We start from the raw sequence: 15,448 nt of genomic DNA on the forward strand, positions 1-15,448 counted from the left end.
CGAGCAATTCAGACACAAGGTTACGTCTCTGAACAGGGAATCACCAGCAAGACAGGCAGAAGGACGACAAACTCAACCGGCGGCGCTCGCGGCTGACGAGGTCACTGACCGGCATGGTTTGAGAAAAAAATCGCCAAAGCCCTCAACATTCAAAAACGTTGAGGGCTTTTTTCTTAAGGCTCTTGGCTTGAGAGATGCTGACAGTCTGGAAACACTCATCACTGAGCAATTCCTCATGCTTCTGCACACACCAAAGGCGGGAGCACGCGGATAGACTCAAGCCCTTGGCCAGCCTTGAAGGGCCTGATCATTCAGCGCTGCGCAACAGCCGAAAACAGGGCACGCAAGGCGCTATCGAGCAAATAGCCAATCAGGCCAATCAGAACGATCACCGCCATCAGTTCGGAATAAGCCATACGATCACGCGTATCCAGAATCAGGTAACCCAAACCAGCGGACACACCCAGCATTTCGCACGGCACCAGCACAATCCATAACACACCAATAGCCAGTCGGCTGCCTGTCAGCACAGACCCGACAATACCCGGCAAAATCAGATACAACAGCGTCTCCAGCCTGGTCGCGGCCAAACTACGGCCCAACATCAACCAGCGCGGATTCAAATGCCGTACACCCGAAGCGGTATTGAGCAGGACCGGCCAAACACCGGCCACCCCCAGCAGAAAATAAATCGGTGCGTCCCCAATCCCGAAAGCCATCACGGCAATCGGCATCCAGGACAGGGGCGAGATCATGCGCAGGAACTGAAATAAGGGCGTCAAGGCGGCATGGGCACGGGCAGACAAGCCCAGCAGCAGACCCGCGGGCACACCCACGCCCAGGGAGATAGCCAGACCAACAAAGATACGCTGCAAGCTGGCACCCACATGCATCCAGGTCTCTGACCAGCCCAGTATCTCCAGCAGGCTATGAAACGCAGCCGCAGGCCCGAACTGCTGCATAAGGGGGCTGCTGGACCATGCGGTGGCCAACCACCACAGCAGGACCCCGGCGGCCAGACCGCCCAGGCCCCACAAGGTGCTGGCTACCCAGGCGTTCATTTTGGGCCTGACAGTCGCTCGCTGATGGGACTGCGTCAAAGACGGCACGCTGGATGGGGGGGCAGACGCAGTCAAACTCATACCACGATGCTCTCATTGCGGGTGTATTGCTCGGACAAGCCAAACTGGGTCAGCCCGCCCTGCTTTTCCAAGGCCGCACGCACAAAGCGGTCGTCCACAAGATCTTTAGCCACCTGTTGTGGCGACAAACCCTCCAGAAAACCACGCTCGCCCTGAATCAGCGTGCCCTGCAACAGGTGCACCAGGGATTCGGTATAGCTGGGGAATGGGTAAGGCTGGAAGTCAATACGCTGGTCATCCCAGTCCGGATGACGAATGACGCCGGACTTCACATACTGGGCACGGTCGCTCGAGTCCGGAGCCAAAACTTTCAACAGATTTTCCTGGGTGTGCGGGGTATAGCGATTCCCACCCTCACGCGACAGGATACGAGCCGCGTCGGCACGGTTATCCCGAATCCAGATCTGCGCCTTGACCAAGCCATCGACGACCGCCTGCGACCACTGCGGTCGCGCCTGCAAATCCTGCTCATGCATAAAGGCCACGCAACAGGCATGATCGCGCCAGACATCGCCGGTAAAGCGCAAGATGCGGCCCATGCCCTGGGTCTCCGCCAACGCATTGAACGGTTCAGCGACAGTGAAACCCGCAATCCGTCCTGATGCCAGCGCCGGCGGCATGTCGGCCGGCGCCATCACCACCAGATTGACCTCGTTGGGAGCCAGCGCGCCCGAGTTCTTCACCACCGGCGTCAGGCCATGGGCCTTGAGCACATGCTGCAAAACCACATTATGGATGGAATACCAGAAGGGAATCGCTACCGTCTGCCCACCCAGTTGCTCAGCAGAACTGATATTTTGCGCCACGGTAATGGCCGAGCCACTCATATGATTCCAGGCGACCACTTTGGCAGGCACCTTGCTGCCATAACGTGCCCACACCGTCATGGGCGAGAGCAAATGCACCAGATTGACCTGCCCGGAGATAAAGGCTTCGATCAACTGGGCCCAGCTACGCACCATGACAGGCTTTTCAACAGTAATGCCCGCTTCTTCAAAGTACCCATTGTGATGCGCCACCAACATGGCGGTAGCATCCGTGATTGGCAAGTAGCCGATACGCAAAGGCGCATTTGACTCACTTTGCGCACGGGCAGCCCCTTGGGCCAGCAAAGGTGCAGCGCCCGCGACTGTCAGCAGGGATGCCAGTTTCAGCAAGTCACGACGGGTACGGGAGGTAGGAGATTCAATCATGAAGTGCACCTTACAAAACAGAAGCGTGAACCGCCTGGGAGAGGCTTTGCTCCAGGCTGGCCACAATTTCCAGGCGTATGGCCTGAAGCCAGTTATCCAAATGAGATCGGGGATGTGCCGGGCAGCTCCACTCACGCTGCAGTCCGGCCGGACGGCCGCCTAAGAGCAGCACACGGTCAGCCAGCAACAGCGCCTCATCGATATCGTGAGTGACCAGAACAATGGCGCAGCCGGTCTGACCGCGAATCGACAGAATCAACTCCTGCATCTGACGACGAGTTACCTCATCCAGCGCCCCAAAGGGTTCATCCATCAACAAGACCTGTGGACGTCGTGCCAGACAGCGGGCAATCGCCACACGCTGTGCCATACCGCCCGACAAGGCACCGGGACGCTGGTGGCGGCTGTCATATAAACCGACCTGACGCAGTGCTTGTTCCACTCGCAGGCGGCGCTCTGCTGCAGAGACGCAGGGCTGACGAGCAAAGCCCAAACCAAAACCCGTATTGGCCTGCACGTTGAGCCATGGCAAGAGGATGGCCTCCTGGAAGGCCATGGCCAAGGCAGGGTGAACCCCTCGCACAGCCTGCCCTAGAAATGACACCTCACCCTGCGTAGGCCTTTGCAAACCCGCCAGCACCCGCAGCAACGAGGATTTACCGACTCCGCTGGGACCGAGCAGCGCGACGATCTCGCCCGCGCCTACGTTCAGGTCCAGGTTCTGCAAGATAGTCTGGCCACCGTAGGCCAGACTGATACCCCGCGCGGACAAGAGCGCGACCCCTTCAGAATCAGACGGCAAGGGGGTGGCGGAACTCATAGGGCATCCTGTCCAAGTTCAGCTTTCAGTTGCGCTACAGTAGGCGATATCAAAGGCACCAACATGGCTTCGCGGTAACGGCGCAGCAGTTGGGGGTGCTTGCCTTGCATATAGGTCGCCCCGCCAATCGCGGAGCTTTCCAAGGCCACGGCCTGCAACGCCAGACTGCTGAGCTCGATACGAACTCTGAACAGATCAGGCGGCGTGGCCGAGTCTGGCTTGCGCACGGCATCCAGCAGCACATCCGACAATTCCTGCACGCGATCCAACAAGCGGCGGGCGGGCTGTTCCTGCACCCATTGGCAGCGTGGCGCCTTGAGTACCTGCTTTAAGGAGCGACGCGCCAGCCCCATCGCCATGCCGCACTGCAACGCCATGAATCGAGGTCGCACCGAACGCACAAACAGGCCGGCATCAGGATGCAACAAACGCTCTTGTTCCAGGCGCACGGCATTAAAGGTCAAGGCGGCGGTATTGCTGCCGCGCAAGCCGACCAAATCCAGGTCCTCCGAACGCTCCAGCCCTGAATCACCCAACTGGGCCACCCATATACCCGCCTGATCGCCGGGCATGGCGGCCACAATAGCAACCAGACAATTACCGGGACGCAGATTGGTAATCCACGGTAAACGGCCATCAAACTGCCACTGACCTTGCTCGGGCCGGGCGCGCACTTGCAGCTCTTCAATGCCACCCAGGAACTTGATGGCATTGGACAGTCCGGTCGCACCTGCAATACTGCCGTCCAGCAAACCGGGCAGGTAACGCTCTCGCATGGCAGGGTCCTGAACCTCACGCAGATATTCAATAAAGGTGCGCTGACTCCACAGGACAAAACCCGCCGTCAGCGAATGCTCAGCCACTTCCACAATAGACTGAACGGCATCACCAAAATCGGAAAAGTCCGCTTGCAGACCCAGGCTCAACAAACCGTCTTGCGCCAGGCGAGGCAACAAGGCCTGCGACTGGGAGGCCTCACTATCCAGCGACAGGGCGTGCTCTTCGAGCCACTGGGCCAGAGCAGGCGATAAAACCGAGCGCTCTGAGGCCAGCACAGCCTGTTCGGCGCGTGTTAAGGCGTTTCCCATGCGTAGGCCTCCAACTGGCTATTGAGCGGCGTACGAGCCAGATTATTGGCAAAGTTGCAGATGGTCGCCAAACCAATGCCGGTAATGACCTCCAGAGCCTGCTGATCGCCATAGCCCGCAGCACGGAAGGCGGCCAGATCCTGATCCGATACCTGACCACGGGTGTCAATCACCGCGCGGCTGAACAGGGCCAGGGCCTGGAGACGTTCATCATTGATCTGATCAAAACCACGAGCACGCAAGGCGGCCAGAATCTCTGGGTCCAGCTTGGCTTTGTTCGTCGCGATGGCGGTATGACCGGCCACGCAGAAGCGGCAGCCGTGTGTGGTACCGGCAACCAGCTGCACCACCTCGCGCTCGACCAGCGACAGGCTGGCGGTGGCATTCAAGGCAGACATGTCCTGGTAGGCTTGCAAGGCAACGGGGGCGTTCGCCAAAATAGCCAGCAGGTTAGAGAGAAAGCCACTACCACGCACAGCTTTTTCCAGGGCTGGTTTGACGGCCTCAGGGGCGGAGTCCACAGTATGCAACGTTAAGCGGGTCATGATCGCGACAATTCCTTAGTTAATCCGAGAAGGTTTTATTGTCGATTGACTGGCGCCTGATCTCCATGTGCGAACATAGCGGTATTCATATTAAAAATATCCACGAAAAGAAATAAGCATATTTTCCACATGAGTGATTCTGCCTTTCCTGACGGCCATTGCGCCCTCAACTCCCACGACACAGGGCGCCCTGTGGAAGAGCTGCTCTTGTCGGGGCTGGAGATCTCGGCCAGCCTGTTTCATTTGGGCCAGTATTGCAATCAATGGGAAAGCAGCCTGCACGGGCATCAACGGGCCGGCTTTCATGTGGTCTTGCATGGACCGTGCTGGCTACACATCCCGCATCAGGACACCCTGGCCCTGCAAGCAGGCGACGCCGTGTTTTTTCTGCGTGACATTCCTCACCGGCTGAGCTCATCGCCACAGCCCCCAAACTGGAATGCGGCGTTGCAGCGGCAAAACATGCAAGGTCTGGAGCCTCAAGTGCCCCAGAGCACCGGCCTGCTCTGCGGCTTTCTGAATTTGGGTCGGGGTTTGAGTGAATTGCTTCTGGCAACGGTGCCTGATGTTTTGCTGATTGACGGTTCGCAGGCTGATGCCGATACGGGCCGTCCTTTGCTGGACTTGATCCAGGCGGAAATGCAGCGCCACCCACAGGCCAACCCCAGCCTGTTGGAGAAACTGGTGGAGCTTTTGCTGTTCTACACTTTGCGGCGGCAAATTGGTCAAACGCCCTCCGAAGGAGCCTTGCCAGCGGGCCTGATCCATCTTGCCAGCGACCCTGCTTTTGGTGGTCTGATCGAACAACTGCTGCGGGAACCGGCCAAGGCCTGGTCAGTCGATGACATGGCGGCCTATCTGAACATGTCACGCGCCGCCTTTCACCGACGCTTTACCCTGCTATGCGGGATGGCACCGGCCCAGATACTGTTGCAACTACGCATGCAACTGGCCAAACGGCAGCTGGAACAGGGGCTCACCATGGAACAGATCGCCGAGCGCATCGGCTACAGTTCCGCGGCGGCATTCAGTGCGGCATTCAGGCGCAGTGTCGGTGTCAGCCCGGCTCAATGGCGTAAGCAAGAGCCACGCACCTGAGCGGCCACACCGCCAGCCACGAACGACAGTCCAACCCTGTCATCACGCGGCTCATCCGTGCAGACAATCAGCCCCAAGGTGATCATTGTGATGCCGCGAGCGGCCTACCACGCCGATCAGACAAAAGGCTTGTCCCACCCGTTCAGACTCAAATACGGACTCTGGTAATCATCCTGAGCCCTGTTCGCCCCTTACCTACCTGATTTCCCAGCCTTCTCCCGCCACAGAGGGGCAGACAGCGGGGCATAAAAAAAACCCCAATCTGTAAACAGATTGGGGTTTTTTTGACCTACCAGAGCCAGGCCAAGGCCTAACATCTGAGCAAGCGTTTAGATCACGCGGGCTGCTTCGATCAGACGCACAACAGTCCAGGACTTGCTGCGGCTGATAGGACGGCCTTCGGAAATCTCAACGGTATCGCCTTCGTTGTACTGGTTGGTCTCGTCGTGTGCTTTGTATTTATTGGAGCGCACGATGATCTTGCCATACAGAGGATGTTTAACGCGGCGTTCAACCAGAACGACGACAGTTTTGTCCATCTTGTTGCTGACAACTTGACCAATCAGGGTACGTTGACGTTTTTCGGTAGTTTGAGTTTCGCTCATCTTACTTTCCTGCGGTCTCAGCCATGACAGTGCGCACGCGAGCGATGTCGCGGCGTACTTTGCCCAATTGGCTGGTGTTGGAAAGCTGTTGAGTAGCACGCTGCATGCGCAGGTTAAATTGTGCTTTCAACAGGCTCTCGAGCTCTTTCTGGAGCTCGGCGGCATCTTTAGTACGGAGTTCGCTGGCTTTCATGACGTCTCCTTAAGCACCGATCTGACGCGTTACGAACGTCGTCGAGATAGGCAGCTTGGCAGCGGCCAGACGGAATGCCTCGCGTGCCAGCTCTTCGCTAACACCTTCCATTTCGTACAGGACCTTGCCTGGTTGAATCTCAGCGACCCAGAACTCTGGATTACCCTTACCGTTACCCATACGAACTTCGGCAGGTTTCTGCGAAATTGGCTTATCGGGGAAGATACGGATCCAGATGCGGCCACCACGTTTGATGTGACGGTTAATTGCACGACGTGCTGCTTCGATCTGGCGAGCAGTCAGACGGCCACGGTCAGTGGCTTTCAGACCAAATTCGCCAAACGAAACTTGCGCACCGCGAGTCGCCAGACCGGTATTACGGCCTTTGTGCTCTTTGCGATACTTTCTGCGAGAAGGTTGCAGCATGTTTATTCTCCTTCGGACGCAGCAGGAGCAGCGTCTTTACGAGGACCGCGACCACGACCACCTGGACGGCGGTTTTCAGGGCGGTCACCACGTGGACGACGTGGGCGGCGCTCTTCAGGGGCTACGGTGTCAACAGGCATTTCGCCGTTAGGCAGCATGTCGCCCTTGTAGACCCAGACCTTGATACCGATGATCCCGTACGTCGTGTGCGCTTCGGAAGTACCGTAATCGATGTTAGCGCGCAGGGTGTGCAGAGGCACACGGCCTTCGCGGTACCATTCGGTACGAGCGATTTCGATGCCGTTCAAGCGACCCGAGCTCATGATCTTGATGCCTTGGGCACCCAGACGCATGGCGTTTTGCATGGAACGCTTCATCGCACGACGGAACATGATGCGCTTTTCCAATTGCTGGGCAATGGAATCGGCGATCAGTTGAGCGTCGGTTTCAGGTTTGCGAATTTCTTCGATGTTAACGTGCACGGGCACGCCCAACAGGCGCTGCAGGTCAGCCTTCAGGCTTTCGATATCCTCGCCGCGCTTGCCGATCACCACACCTGGACGAGCCGAGTAAATGGTGATGCGAGCATTTTTGGCAGGACGCTCGATGACCACACGGCCAACGGACGCGCTTTTCAGCTTGCGTTTCAGGTATTCGCGCACACGGATGTCGTCAGCCAACATCGTACCGAACTCAGCACCGTCAGCGTACCAACGCGAGCTCCAGTTACGGTTAACAGCCAGGCGGAACCCAATTGGGTGGATTTTCTGTCCCATTGTGACTCCTTAAGCGCCGACTTTGACCACAATGTGGCAAGTCTGCTTCTCAATACGGTTACCGCGGCCTTTGGCTCGTGCAGAAAAACGCTTCAACGACTGAGCCTTGTCCACGTAAATGGAGGTGACTTTCAGTTCGTCGATATCGGCGCCGTCATTGTGCTCAGCGTTGGCAATAGCCGATTCCAGAGCTTTCTTGATGATGCCAGCGGCTTTCTTGGGAGTGAAAGTCAGCGTATTCAGAGCGTGAGCAACGGACTTGCCGCGGATCATATCCGCAACCAGACGTGCTTTTTGCGCCGAAATATGGACTCCACGAATAATTGCTGTAGTTTCCATCACTTATCTCCGGGCCTTTTTGTCCGCAGCGTGACCCTTGAAAGTACGGGTCAAGGCGAACTCGCCGAGCTTGTGGCCAACCATGTTCTCGTTAATGTAAACGGGAATATGTTGACGACCATTGTGAACGGCAATCGTCAGCCCAATGAACTCGGGCAGGATGGTCGAGCGGCGCGACCAGGTCTTGATTGGTCGCTTGTCGTTACCCACAACGGCTGCATCAACCTTTTTGATCAGGTGAGCATCAACGAATGGGCCTTTTTTGATCGAACGTGACATAGTGTTCGCCCCTTACTTGCGCTTACGGCGCGAAACAATCATGTTGTCTGTGCGCTTGTTACGACGGGTGCGGTAGCCCTTGGCAGGCGTACCCCATGGGCTGACTGGCTCACGGCCTTCACCCGTACGACCTTCACCACCACCGTGCGGGTGATCGACTGGGTTCATCGCCACACCGCGAACGGTAGGACGAATACCACGCCAGCGAACAGCACCGGCTTTACCGATCTGACGCAGGCTGTGATCGTGGTTGCTGACTTCGCCAATCGTGGCGCGGCAGTCGATGTGAATGCGGCGAACTTCACCGGAACGCAGACGCACTTGAGCGTACGTGCCTTCACGAGCCAGCAACACAGCGGAACCACCAGCGGAACGAGCGATTTGAGCACCCTTACCAGGCAGCATCTCGATGCAGTGAATGGTTTGACCCACAGGAATGTTGCGGATAGGCAAAGTGTTGCCGGAACGGATAGGAGCTTCCGCGCCAGACACAACCGTTGCACCCACTTCCAGACCACGAGGGGCGATGATGTAACGACGCTCGCCGTCCGCGTAGCACACCAATGCGATGTGAGCGCTGCGGTTAGGGTCGTATTCCAGACGTTCTACTTTCGCAGGAATACCGTCCTTGTTGCGACGGAAGTCGACAATACGGTAATGCTGCTTGTGACCGCCGCCACGGTGACGAACCGTGATGTGGCCGTTGTTGTTACGGCCAGCACTGCTGGATTTCTTTTCCAGCAAAGCCGCGTAAGGAGCGCCTTTGTGCAGTTCAGGGTGAACCACTTTGATCATGCCACGGCGACCTGGCGACGTTGGTTTTACTTTTACCAATGCCATATTAGTTCACCTCAGAAAAGTCGAGTTCCTGACCGGGCTTGAGCGAGACATATGCCTTGCGCACACTGCGGCGGCGACCCATGAAACGGCCAAAGCGCTTTTCTTTGCCCTTCTGATTGAGCACCTGAACCGACTCAACTTCTACCTTGAACAGCAGTTCAATAGCAGCTTTGATTTCGGGCTTGGTGGCATCAGGAGCGACGCGGAAAGCGATTTGCTGATTTTTTTCGGCAACGTACGTGGCTTTTTCAGTCACGACAGGTGCCAGAATGACTTGCAATAGACGTTCGGCGTTCATCCCAACATCTCCTCAAACTGAGCGACAGCCGCTTTAGTGACCAACACTTTTTTGTAGTGGATCAGGGACAGCGGGTCGGCGTAGCGTGGCTCAACCACAGCAACGTGAGGCAGGTTACGCGTAGCCAGGTACACGTTCTCGTCCAGCGCGTCGGTGATGATCAACACGGATTCCAGGCCCAGGTCTTTCAGCTTGTTGGCTGCCAGACGGGTCTTGGGTGCTTCCAGAGTGAAGGAATCAACAACCAACAGACGCTCGTCGCGGACCAACTGAGACAGAATCGCGCTGATACCGGCGCGGTACATCTTCTTGTTGACCTTGTGTGCGTAGTTTTCTTCACCGGTGTTGGGGAATGCACGACCGCCTCCACGCCACACGGGCGAGGATGTCATACCAGCACGAGCGCGACCGGTGCCTTTTTGGCGCCATGGCTTTTTGGTGCTGTGGTTGACTTCAGCGCGTGTCAATTGCTTGCTGTTGCCGCTGCGAGCATTGGCTTGGTAAGCAACAACGATCTGGTGAACCAGAGCTTCGTTGAATTCACGACCGAAAACGTTTTCGTTGGCCTGCAATGTGGATGCAGCTTGGCCTTGTTCGTTCAGGAGCTTCAGTTCCATGGTTTAGGCTCCTTTCACAGCAGGGCGCACAACGATATTGGCGTTCTTGTGACCTGGGACAGCGCCCCGGACCAACAACAAGCCACGCTCGGCGTCGACGCGGATCACGTCAAGATTCTGAACCGTACGGGTAACGTCACCCATATGGCCCGACATTTTTTTACCTTTGAACACACGGCCTGGATCCTGGGCTTGACCAATGGAACCGGGTACGCGGTGCGAGCGCGAGTTACCGTGGCTGTTACGCTGGCCGCCAAAATTGTGGCGTTTGATGGTACCGGCAAAGCCTTTACCGATCGTGGTGCCCGTAACGTCAACCTTCTGACCCGCTTCGAAAATGCTTTCCACAGCAACTACGGAACCGGCGGAAAGCTCGGCGATAGCAGCGGGGTCGAGGCGGAATTCTTTCAGGATGCTGCCAGCTTCAACGCCAGCTTTTGCATAATGCCCTGCCTGGGGCTTGGTAACGCGTGTTGCACGACGGGTGCCAAAGGCAACCTGTACAGCAGCGTAACCGTCAACTGCGGGCGTCTTGACCTGGGTGATGCGGTTGTTGGACACGTCCAGCACGGTCACAGGGATGGACTCGCCTTCCTCTGTAAACACACGGGTCATGCCAACTTTACGCCCAACAAGGCCCAGCCGCCACGCGGCAGGCGTAGGTGTCGAGTTCGACATCGTTTTCTCCATTCCTGACTACGATTGGTCAGGGCTAACTGAGAGTACACGCAATAATTTGCGCGACGACCATAGCCAAAACTTTTTGGCTAAGCTAGTAAATATAGCACGGTGCTGTAAAGCCAAGCAAGATTTACTGCAAAAAATGGCCCGAAACTGCTTGATTGACAACAGTTTTTTCCCATTTGCCCCTGCACGCCATCAGGGCGCCATCAAGAAAACGGATTCCACCCCCGCCATTTATTGATGTGCCTTATTCACGAATCGAGCGACGTACTCATTGACCGGTTCATCCCGAATTTGCGTCGGCGTCCCGCTTTGCTCCACCCTCCCCTCACGCAACACCACAATATGCTGCCCCAGCCGCAATGCCTCATCGATATCGTGCGTAATGAAGATAATGGTTTTGTTCAGGCTGCTCTGCAAACGCAAAAGCTCATCCTGCATCTCGTAGCGAATCAAGGGGTCCAGGGCCGAGAAGGCCTCGTCCATCAGCAAAATATCGGCATCGACAGCCAACGCTCGCGCCAGGCCTACGCGTTGCTGCATCCCGCCTGACAATTCGTCAGGGTAGTTATCGGCATAATCATGCAGACCCACGCGCTCCAGCCATTGCCGAGCTTGCTCTCGGGCTTGCGAACGCTTGTCTCCACGCACCTCAAGACCGAAGGCGACATTCTCCAACACGGTCAAATGGGGCAGCAGGCCAAAGGCCTGGAAGACCATGCTGATTCCATAGCGGCGGAATTGTCGCAGGCTGGCCATGTCCAGCTGCAAGATGTCCTGCCCATCCACTAGCACCTGTCCGGCGCTGGGGTCGATCAAACGGTTGATGTGGCGCACCAGCGTGGATTTGCCCGAACCGGACAAGCCCATCACGCAGGATATCTGCTGCGCGGGAAAGCAGGCATCTACCCCCGCCAGCCCCACAATGCAGTCCGTCTGCTTTTGCACGGCCTGCTTGTCGACCCCCTGCTTTAACAAATCGACGGCTTCGGTCGCCCGATTACCAAAAACCTTATACACATCCCGCAGCTCAATCTTGCAGTCGGAGTCATGGTGAGAAGTAGGTATCGTCGTCATGCTTGCCTCCTGACCTTACGACGGTGACGCTGAGAACGACCAAAGGATTGGGTGATCCGATCAATGACAATCGCCAGGATCACAATCGCTACCCCTGCCTGCAAGCCACGACCGATATCCAGGGTCTGAATCCCCGCCAGCACGTCTTCACCCAAACCCTGAGCCCCAATCATGGAGGCCACCACCACCATGGAAAGTGCCATCATGGTGGTCTGATTGATGCCCGCCATGATACTGGGACGGGCCAGAGGCAAGGTGACCTTGGTCAACATTTGCCAGCGCGTGACCCCATACGCCTGTGCCGCTTCCATCACATGCTTGTCCACCTGTCGCAGTCCCAGACTGGTCAGGCGAATCAAGGGAGGGACAGCATAGACAACGGTGGCCAGGACGGCGGGGACTTTACCCAGGCCAAACAGCATCAGCACCGGAATCAGGTACACAAAGCTAGGCATGGTTTGCATCACATCCAGCACGGGCGTCAGCACTTTTCTAAGCAGACGACTTCGGGCGCTAAGAATGCCAAGTGGGACACCGATCAGAATCGAAAAAACGGTTGCCACCAGCACCAGAGTGAAGGTTTGCATCAGCTTGTCCCACAAACCCATGGCGCCTATCAGGTACAGACCGGCCACGTAGAGCAGGACCGGCAGGAAACGTCGCTGGCCCCACCAGGCCAGCAAACCGGTCAAGGCCAGGATGACCCAGGCGGGCACCTGCTGCAAGACCCGCTCCACCGGCAAGATGGCGTTCGTCAGAATCCAGGCGCTGATCTGACGAAAACCTGTGCCCCAATCCCGCACGGCTACCAGCAATTGGCGATTCACCCAATCCGCCGCCGACCACTGTGCAAAAAATGACGGCTGCGAGACAGCGACCTTCCCTGTTGACTGCGGCTCCAGGGAGGCCAGCAGCCGCTCTGCCTGTGCCGCAGGCATCCACTGGCGCCATTGCTCAGGGTTCTCTTTCAAGAATTTCTGCACCTGTGTACGGGCATTCTGTCCGCCTTCCGTCATACCCAGAATGATCTTGTTCATCTGCTCAGGCTCAAGCTGGATTTTTTCGAACAGATCCACCAGATCAGGATGCGACTGTACGAAAGGCGTGGAGGCCGCCACACCAATATGGGCCAGAATGAAGTCTGTGGGGCAAACCTGGCCTTTGCCAGACACCGCCGCTTCCCAGCAACGTTCATTGAAAGGCGCGCTGGCCAGCTTTTTGAAGGAATACTTGGCCATGAGGCCTGCTGGCTGCCAGTAATAGAACAGGATAGGCTCACGCCTGTCATAAGCAGCACTGATGGCCGCATCCAGAGCCGCACCCGTACCGGGTCGGAAATTCTGATAGTGTTCGCCCAGACCATAGAGATCGAACAGATGGCTATTGAAGGTTTCACAGACCCAACCGGAGGGACAGTTATAGAAGCGACCTTTATGGGGCTGTTCCGGGTCGCTGAAAATAGTGGCGTAGCGCCCCAAATCTTCAACTTTCTGGAGATCGGGGGCAATTGGCTTGATTCCCTTGTCAGGATCACCCTCGACCACATAGTCCGGAACGTACCACCCCTGCTCGGCCCCACCCTTCAGCGTATTGCCCAGAACCTGAACCTGTCCGGCTTCAATGGCTTTCTCGATGATCTCGGTACGCCCGGACCAGATCTCGCCGATTACCTGGATATCATTCTGTGCCAACGCACTTTCCAAGGCAGCCGAGGAGCCCGGCACCCGTTCAGTCTTGCAGCCATACGCCCTTTCCAGAATCTGTTGATACAGCTCCGTGCTGAACGCGGCACTCTCCCAGCTCAAGTCAGCCAGACGTATTGGTTTGTCCGGCTGACAAGCTTGCGCGTATGCATGACCTCCCCACAGGCAAAGCCATAGGCCCAGGCAGTACCACAGGGCCAGAAATGGCTTTCGTATCTGATTTTTCATTCTCGTCCTCCTTCACCCCGCTCATCGTCGCATTTGTTTCCGGGTGAAAGTGTGTCCGGTCGTAAAAACAAACTAAAAACAGGTTTTACTCCACGGCGGCATCAGCGTGCATCGCTCACAACAGGGTCAAGGACGAGAGACAAAACCCCTGCTCAGAAAAAATGGCGGCTAGTCACCCTATCGTCTGAGTCAGACCGCTGCTTACGGACGAAAAAAAACGCCATGCAGTTGCATGGCGTTTCTTTCGATGAAGCTCGAACTGCTAGGCAGAATTACTGCAGAGCGATTTCGACGTCAACACCGGCTGGCAAATCCAGACGCATCAGAGCGTCGACGGTCTTGTCGGTAGGATCGACAATGTCCATCAAGCGCTGGTGGGTACGCATTTCAAACTGATCGCGCGATGTCTTGTTGACGTGCGGCGAACGCAGAATGTCGTAGCGACGGATACGTGTTGGCAGTGGTACTGGACCACGAACAACAGCGCCGGTGCGCTTGGCGGTTTCTACGATCTCAGCAGCAGACTGATCGATCAACTTGTAATCGTAAGCCTTCAGACGGATGCGGATTTTCTGGTTTTTCATGGGTAATCCTAAAGAACGATATAAGTGGGGGCTTTTTGACTGGGCTTACCGATTGCTCGAAGAAACTCTGACTAAAAAGCACCCCTTTTGGGGGTAGCAAAGACGCGGCGGGAAGGTTTGCACCTTCACACCGCGATCAAGGCTTATTACTTGATGATTTTTGCCACCACGCCAGCGCCAACGGTACGGCCGCCTTCGCGAATAGCGAAGCGCAGACCTTCTTCCATGGCGATAGGAGCGATCAGGGACACTTTCATCGAAATGTTGTCGCCTGGCAGAACCATTTCCTTGTCTTCTGGCAGCTCGATCGTGCCGGTCACGTCAGTTGTACGGAAGTAGAACTGAGGACGGTAGCCCTTGAAGAAAGGCGTGTGACGACCACCTTCTTCTTTGGACAAAATGTACACCTCGGCGTCGAAGTCCGTGTGTGGCTTGATCGAACCAGGTTTGGCCAGAACTTGACCACGCTCCACGTCTTCACGCTTGGTACCACGCAGCAGCAGACCGACGTTATCGCCAGCTTCGCCTTGGTCCAGCAGTTTGCGGAACATTTCAACGCCGGTACAAATGGTCTTGACCGTGTCTTTGATACCCACGATTTCGATTTCTTCGCCGACTTTGATGATGCCGCGCTCAATACGACCGGTCACAACCGTACCACGGCCGGAGATCGAGAACACGTCTTCAACAGGCATCAAGAAGGTACCGTCAACGGCACGCTCAGGCGTAGGAATGTAGGTGTCCAGCGCTTCGGCCAGAGCCAGAACAGCTTGGCTACCCAGTGGGCCTTCGTCGCCTTCCAGAGCCAGTTTGGCCGAACCCTTGATGATCGGGGTGTCGTCGCCAGGGAAGTCGTACTTGGACAACAGCTCACGAACTTCCATTTCAACCAGTTCGATCAGCTCTTCGTCAT

At 56.6% G+C, this 15,448-nt stretch carries 20 protein-coding genes; 1 reads left to right on the top strand and 19 read right to left on the bottom strand.

Annotated elements, in window-relative coordinates; genetic code table 11:
* Positions 1–311: 311 nt before the first annotated feature.
* From V6936_RS13815 to V6936_RS13835, 5 genes are all read right to left on the bottom strand, one after another.
* Positions 312–1,061, bottom strand: coding sequence for an ABC transporter permease (locus tag V6936_RS13815; protein ID WP_003803013.1), 750 nt, complete (start codon positions 1,059–1,061; stop codon positions 312–314).
* A 77-nt stretch (positions 1,062–1,138) separates the two neighbouring features.
* Positions 1,139–2,335, bottom strand: coding sequence for an ABC transporter substrate-binding protein (locus tag V6936_RS13820; RefSeq protein WP_336580016.1), 1,197 nt, complete (start codon positions 2,333–2,335; stop codon positions 1,139–1,141).
* Positions 2,336–2,345: 10 nt separating this feature from the next.
* A complete protein-coding gene (locus tag V6936_RS13825; protein WP_059318601.1) occupies positions 2,346–3,155 on the bottom strand; it encodes an ABC transporter ATP-binding protein in 810 nt (269 codons plus the stop codon).
* Entirely contained in the window at positions 3,152–4,243 is a 1,092-nt protein-coding gene (locus V6936_RS13830) for an acyl-CoA dehydrogenase family protein (RefSeq protein WP_219235358.1), read from the bottom strand. Before V6936_RS13830 ends, V6936_RS13825 begins: the two co-directional genes overlap by 4 nt.
* Positions 4,228–4,788, bottom strand: coding sequence for a carboxymuconolactone decarboxylase family protein (locus tag V6936_RS13835; RefSeq protein ID WP_003803023.1), 561 nt, complete (start codon positions 4,786–4,788; stop codon positions 4,228–4,230). Before V6936_RS13835 ends, V6936_RS13830 begins: the two co-directional genes overlap by 16 nt.
* 129 nt (positions 4,789–4,917) lie before the next feature.
* On the opposite strand from V6936_RS13835, the gene V6936_RS13840 reads away from it, so the two are divergent.
* Positions 4,918–5,886, top strand: coding sequence for an AraC family transcriptional regulator (locus V6936_RS13840; protein WP_131071096.1), 969 nt, complete (start codon positions 4,918–4,920; stop codon positions 5,884–5,886).
* A 329-nt stretch (positions 5,887–6,215) separates the two neighbouring features.
* Here the strand turns inward: V6936_RS13840 and rpsQ are convergent, their stop codons facing one another.
* The 14 genes from rpsQ to V6936_RS13915 all read right to left on the bottom strand — a co-directional run.
* On the bottom strand, positions 6,216–6,491 hold the full coding sequence (gene rpsQ / locus V6936_RS13845) for a 30S ribosomal protein S17 (RefSeq protein WP_003803027.1): 276 nt from the start codon (positions 6,489–6,491) through the stop codon (positions 6,216–6,218).
* A gap of 1 nt (position 6,492) precedes the next feature.
* Positions 6,493–6,684 carry a 50S ribosomal protein L29 gene (gene rpmC / locus V6936_RS13850; RefSeq protein WP_003803032.1) on the bottom strand — a complete coding sequence of 64 codons (192 nt, stop codon included), beginning with the start codon at positions 6,682–6,684 and terminating at the stop codon, positions 6,493–6,495.
* A 9-nt stretch (positions 6,685–6,693) separates the two neighbouring features.
* Entirely contained in the window at positions 6,694–7,110 is a 417-nt protein-coding gene (gene rplP, locus V6936_RS13855) for a 50S ribosomal protein L16 (protein ID WP_003803033.1), read from the bottom strand.
* Between the two features lie 2 nt (positions 7,111–7,112).
* Complete coding sequence (gene rpsC / locus V6936_RS13860; RefSeq protein WP_003803035.1) at positions 7,113–7,886, bottom strand: 30S ribosomal protein S3; 774 nt, start codon at positions 7,884–7,886, stop codon at positions 7,113–7,115.
* Between the two features lie 9 nt (positions 7,887–7,895).
* A complete protein-coding gene (rplV, locus tag V6936_RS13865; RefSeq protein ID WP_003803038.1) occupies positions 7,896–8,225 on the bottom strand; it encodes a 50S ribosomal protein L22 in 330 nt (109 codons plus the stop codon).
* 3 nt (positions 8,226–8,228) lie between these two features.
* Complete coding sequence (gene rpsS, locus V6936_RS13870; RefSeq protein WP_003803039.1) at positions 8,229–8,504, bottom strand: 30S ribosomal protein S19; 276 nt, start codon at positions 8,502–8,504, stop codon at positions 8,229–8,231.
* A gap of 12 nt (positions 8,505–8,516) precedes the next feature.
* Complete coding sequence (rplB, locus tag V6936_RS13875) at positions 8,517–9,344, bottom strand: 50S ribosomal protein L2 (protein ID WP_003803041.1); 828 nt, start codon at positions 9,342–9,344, stop codon at positions 8,517–8,519.
* A gap of 1 nt (position 9,345) precedes the next feature.
* A complete protein-coding gene (gene rplW, locus V6936_RS13880; protein ID WP_003803043.1) occupies positions 9,346–9,642 on the bottom strand; it encodes a 50S ribosomal protein L23 in 297 nt (98 codons plus the stop codon).
* On the bottom strand, positions 9,639–10,259 hold the full coding sequence (gene rplD / locus V6936_RS13885; RefSeq protein ID WP_059318600.1) for a 50S ribosomal protein L4: 621 nt from the start codon (positions 10,257–10,259) through the stop codon (positions 9,639–9,641). Before rplD ends, rplW begins: the two co-directional genes overlap by 4 nt.
* A 3-nt stretch (positions 10,260–10,262) precedes the next feature.
* On the bottom strand, positions 10,263–10,937 hold the full coding sequence (gene rplC / locus V6936_RS13890; RefSeq protein WP_003803046.1) for a 50S ribosomal protein L3: 675 nt from the start codon (positions 10,935–10,937) through the stop codon (positions 10,263–10,265).
* 240 nt (positions 10,938–11,177) lie between these two features.
* Positions 11,178–12,020, bottom strand: coding sequence for a quaternary amine ABC transporter ATP-binding protein (locus V6936_RS13895; protein ID WP_003803048.1), 843 nt, complete (start codon positions 12,018–12,020; stop codon positions 11,178–11,180).
* Positions 12,017–13,951: a glycine betaine ABC transporter substrate-binding protein gene (locus tag V6936_RS17385; RefSeq protein ID WP_442892612.1), complete on the bottom strand. Its 1,935-nt coding sequence runs from the start codon at positions 13,949–13,951 to the stop codon at positions 12,017–12,019. Before V6936_RS17385 ends, V6936_RS13895 begins: the two co-directional genes overlap by 4 nt.
* A gap of 272 nt (positions 13,952–14,223) precedes the next feature.
* On the bottom strand, positions 14,224–14,535 hold the full coding sequence (gene rpsJ / locus V6936_RS13910; RefSeq protein WP_003803053.1) for a 30S ribosomal protein S10: 312 nt from the start codon (positions 14,533–14,535) through the stop codon (positions 14,224–14,226).
* A 146-nt stretch (positions 14,536–14,681) separates the two neighbouring features.
* The coding region (locus V6936_RS13915) for an elongation factor Tu (RefSeq protein ID WP_336580017.1) at positions 14,682–15,448 on the bottom strand (767 nt) is incomplete at its 5' end.

This window comes from Alcaligenes sp. CHO6 (assembly GCF_037120595.1).
Classification (GTDB): domain Bacteria; phylum Pseudomonadota; class Gammaproteobacteria; order Burkholderiales; family Burkholderiaceae_B; genus Alcaligenes; species Alcaligenes ammonioxydans.

Coding starts and splice junctions, on each gene's coding strand:
- rplV (WP_003803038.1), bottom strand. CDS start 8,225: ATGGAAACTACAGCAATTATTCGTGGAGTCCATATTTCGGCGCAAAAA.
- rplC (WP_003803046.1), bottom strand. CDS start 10,937: ATGTCGAACTCGACACCTACGCCTGCCGCGTGGCGGCTGGGCCTTGTT.
- rpsC (WP_003803035.1), bottom strand. CDS start 7,886: ATGGGACAGAAAATCCACCCAATTGGGTTCCGCCTGGCTGTTAACCGT.
- V6936_RS13825 (WP_059318601.1), bottom strand. CDS start 3,155: ATGAGTTCCGCCACCCCCTTGCCGTCTGATTCTGAAGGGGTCGCGCTC.
- rplP (WP_003803033.1), bottom strand. CDS start 7,110: ATGCTGCAACCTTCTCGCAGAAAGTATCGCAAAGAGCACAAAGGCCGT.
- rpsS (WP_003803039.1), bottom strand. CDS start 8,504: ATGTCACGTTCGATCAAAAAAGGCCCATTCGTTGATGCTCACCTGATC.
- V6936_RS13820 (WP_336580016.1), bottom strand. CDS start 2,335: ATGATTGAATCTCCTACCTCCCGTACCCGTCGTGACTTGCTGAAACTG.
- V6936_RS13835 (WP_003803023.1), bottom strand. CDS start 4,788: ATGACCCGCTTAACGTTGCATACTGTGGACTCCGCCCCTGAGGCCGTC.
- V6936_RS13815 (WP_003803013.1), bottom strand. CDS start 1,061: ATGAACGCCTGGGTAGCCAGCACCTTGTGGGGCCTGGGCGGTCTGGCC.
- rpmC (WP_003803032.1), bottom strand. CDS start 6,684: ATGAAAGCCAGCGAACTCCGTACTAAAGATGCCGCCGAGCTCCAGAAA.
- V6936_RS13895 (WP_003803048.1), bottom strand. CDS start 12,020: ATGACGACGATACCTACTTCTCACCATGACTCCGACTGCAAGATTGAG.
- V6936_RS13830 (WP_219235358.1), bottom strand. CDS start 4,243: ATGGGAAACGCCTTAACACGCGCCGAACAGGCTGTGCTGGCCTCAGAG.
- rplW (WP_003803043.1), bottom strand. CDS start 9,642: ATGAACGCCGAACGTCTATTGCAAGTCATTCTGGCACCTGTCGTGACT.
- V6936_RS17385 (WP_442892612.1), bottom strand. CDS start 13,951: ATGAAAAATCAGATACGAAAGCCATTTCTGGCCCTGTGGTACTGCCTG.
- rplB (WP_003803041.1), bottom strand. CDS start 9,344: ATGGCATTGGTAAAAGTAAAACCAACGTCGCCAGGTCGCCGTGGCATG.
- rplD (WP_059318600.1), bottom strand. CDS start 10,259: ATGGAACTGAAGCTCCTGAACGAACAAGGCCAAGCTGCATCCACATTG.
- rpsJ (WP_003803053.1), bottom strand. CDS start 14,535: ATGAAAAACCAGAAAATCCGCATCCGTCTGAAGGCTTACGATTACAAG.
- rpsQ (WP_003803027.1), bottom strand. CDS start 6,491: ATGAGCGAAACTCAAACTACCGAAAAACGTCAACGTACCCTGATTGGT.
- V6936_RS13840 (WP_131071096.1), top strand. CDS start 4,918: ATGAGTGATTCTGCCTTTCCTGACGGCCATTGCGCCCTCAACTCCCAC.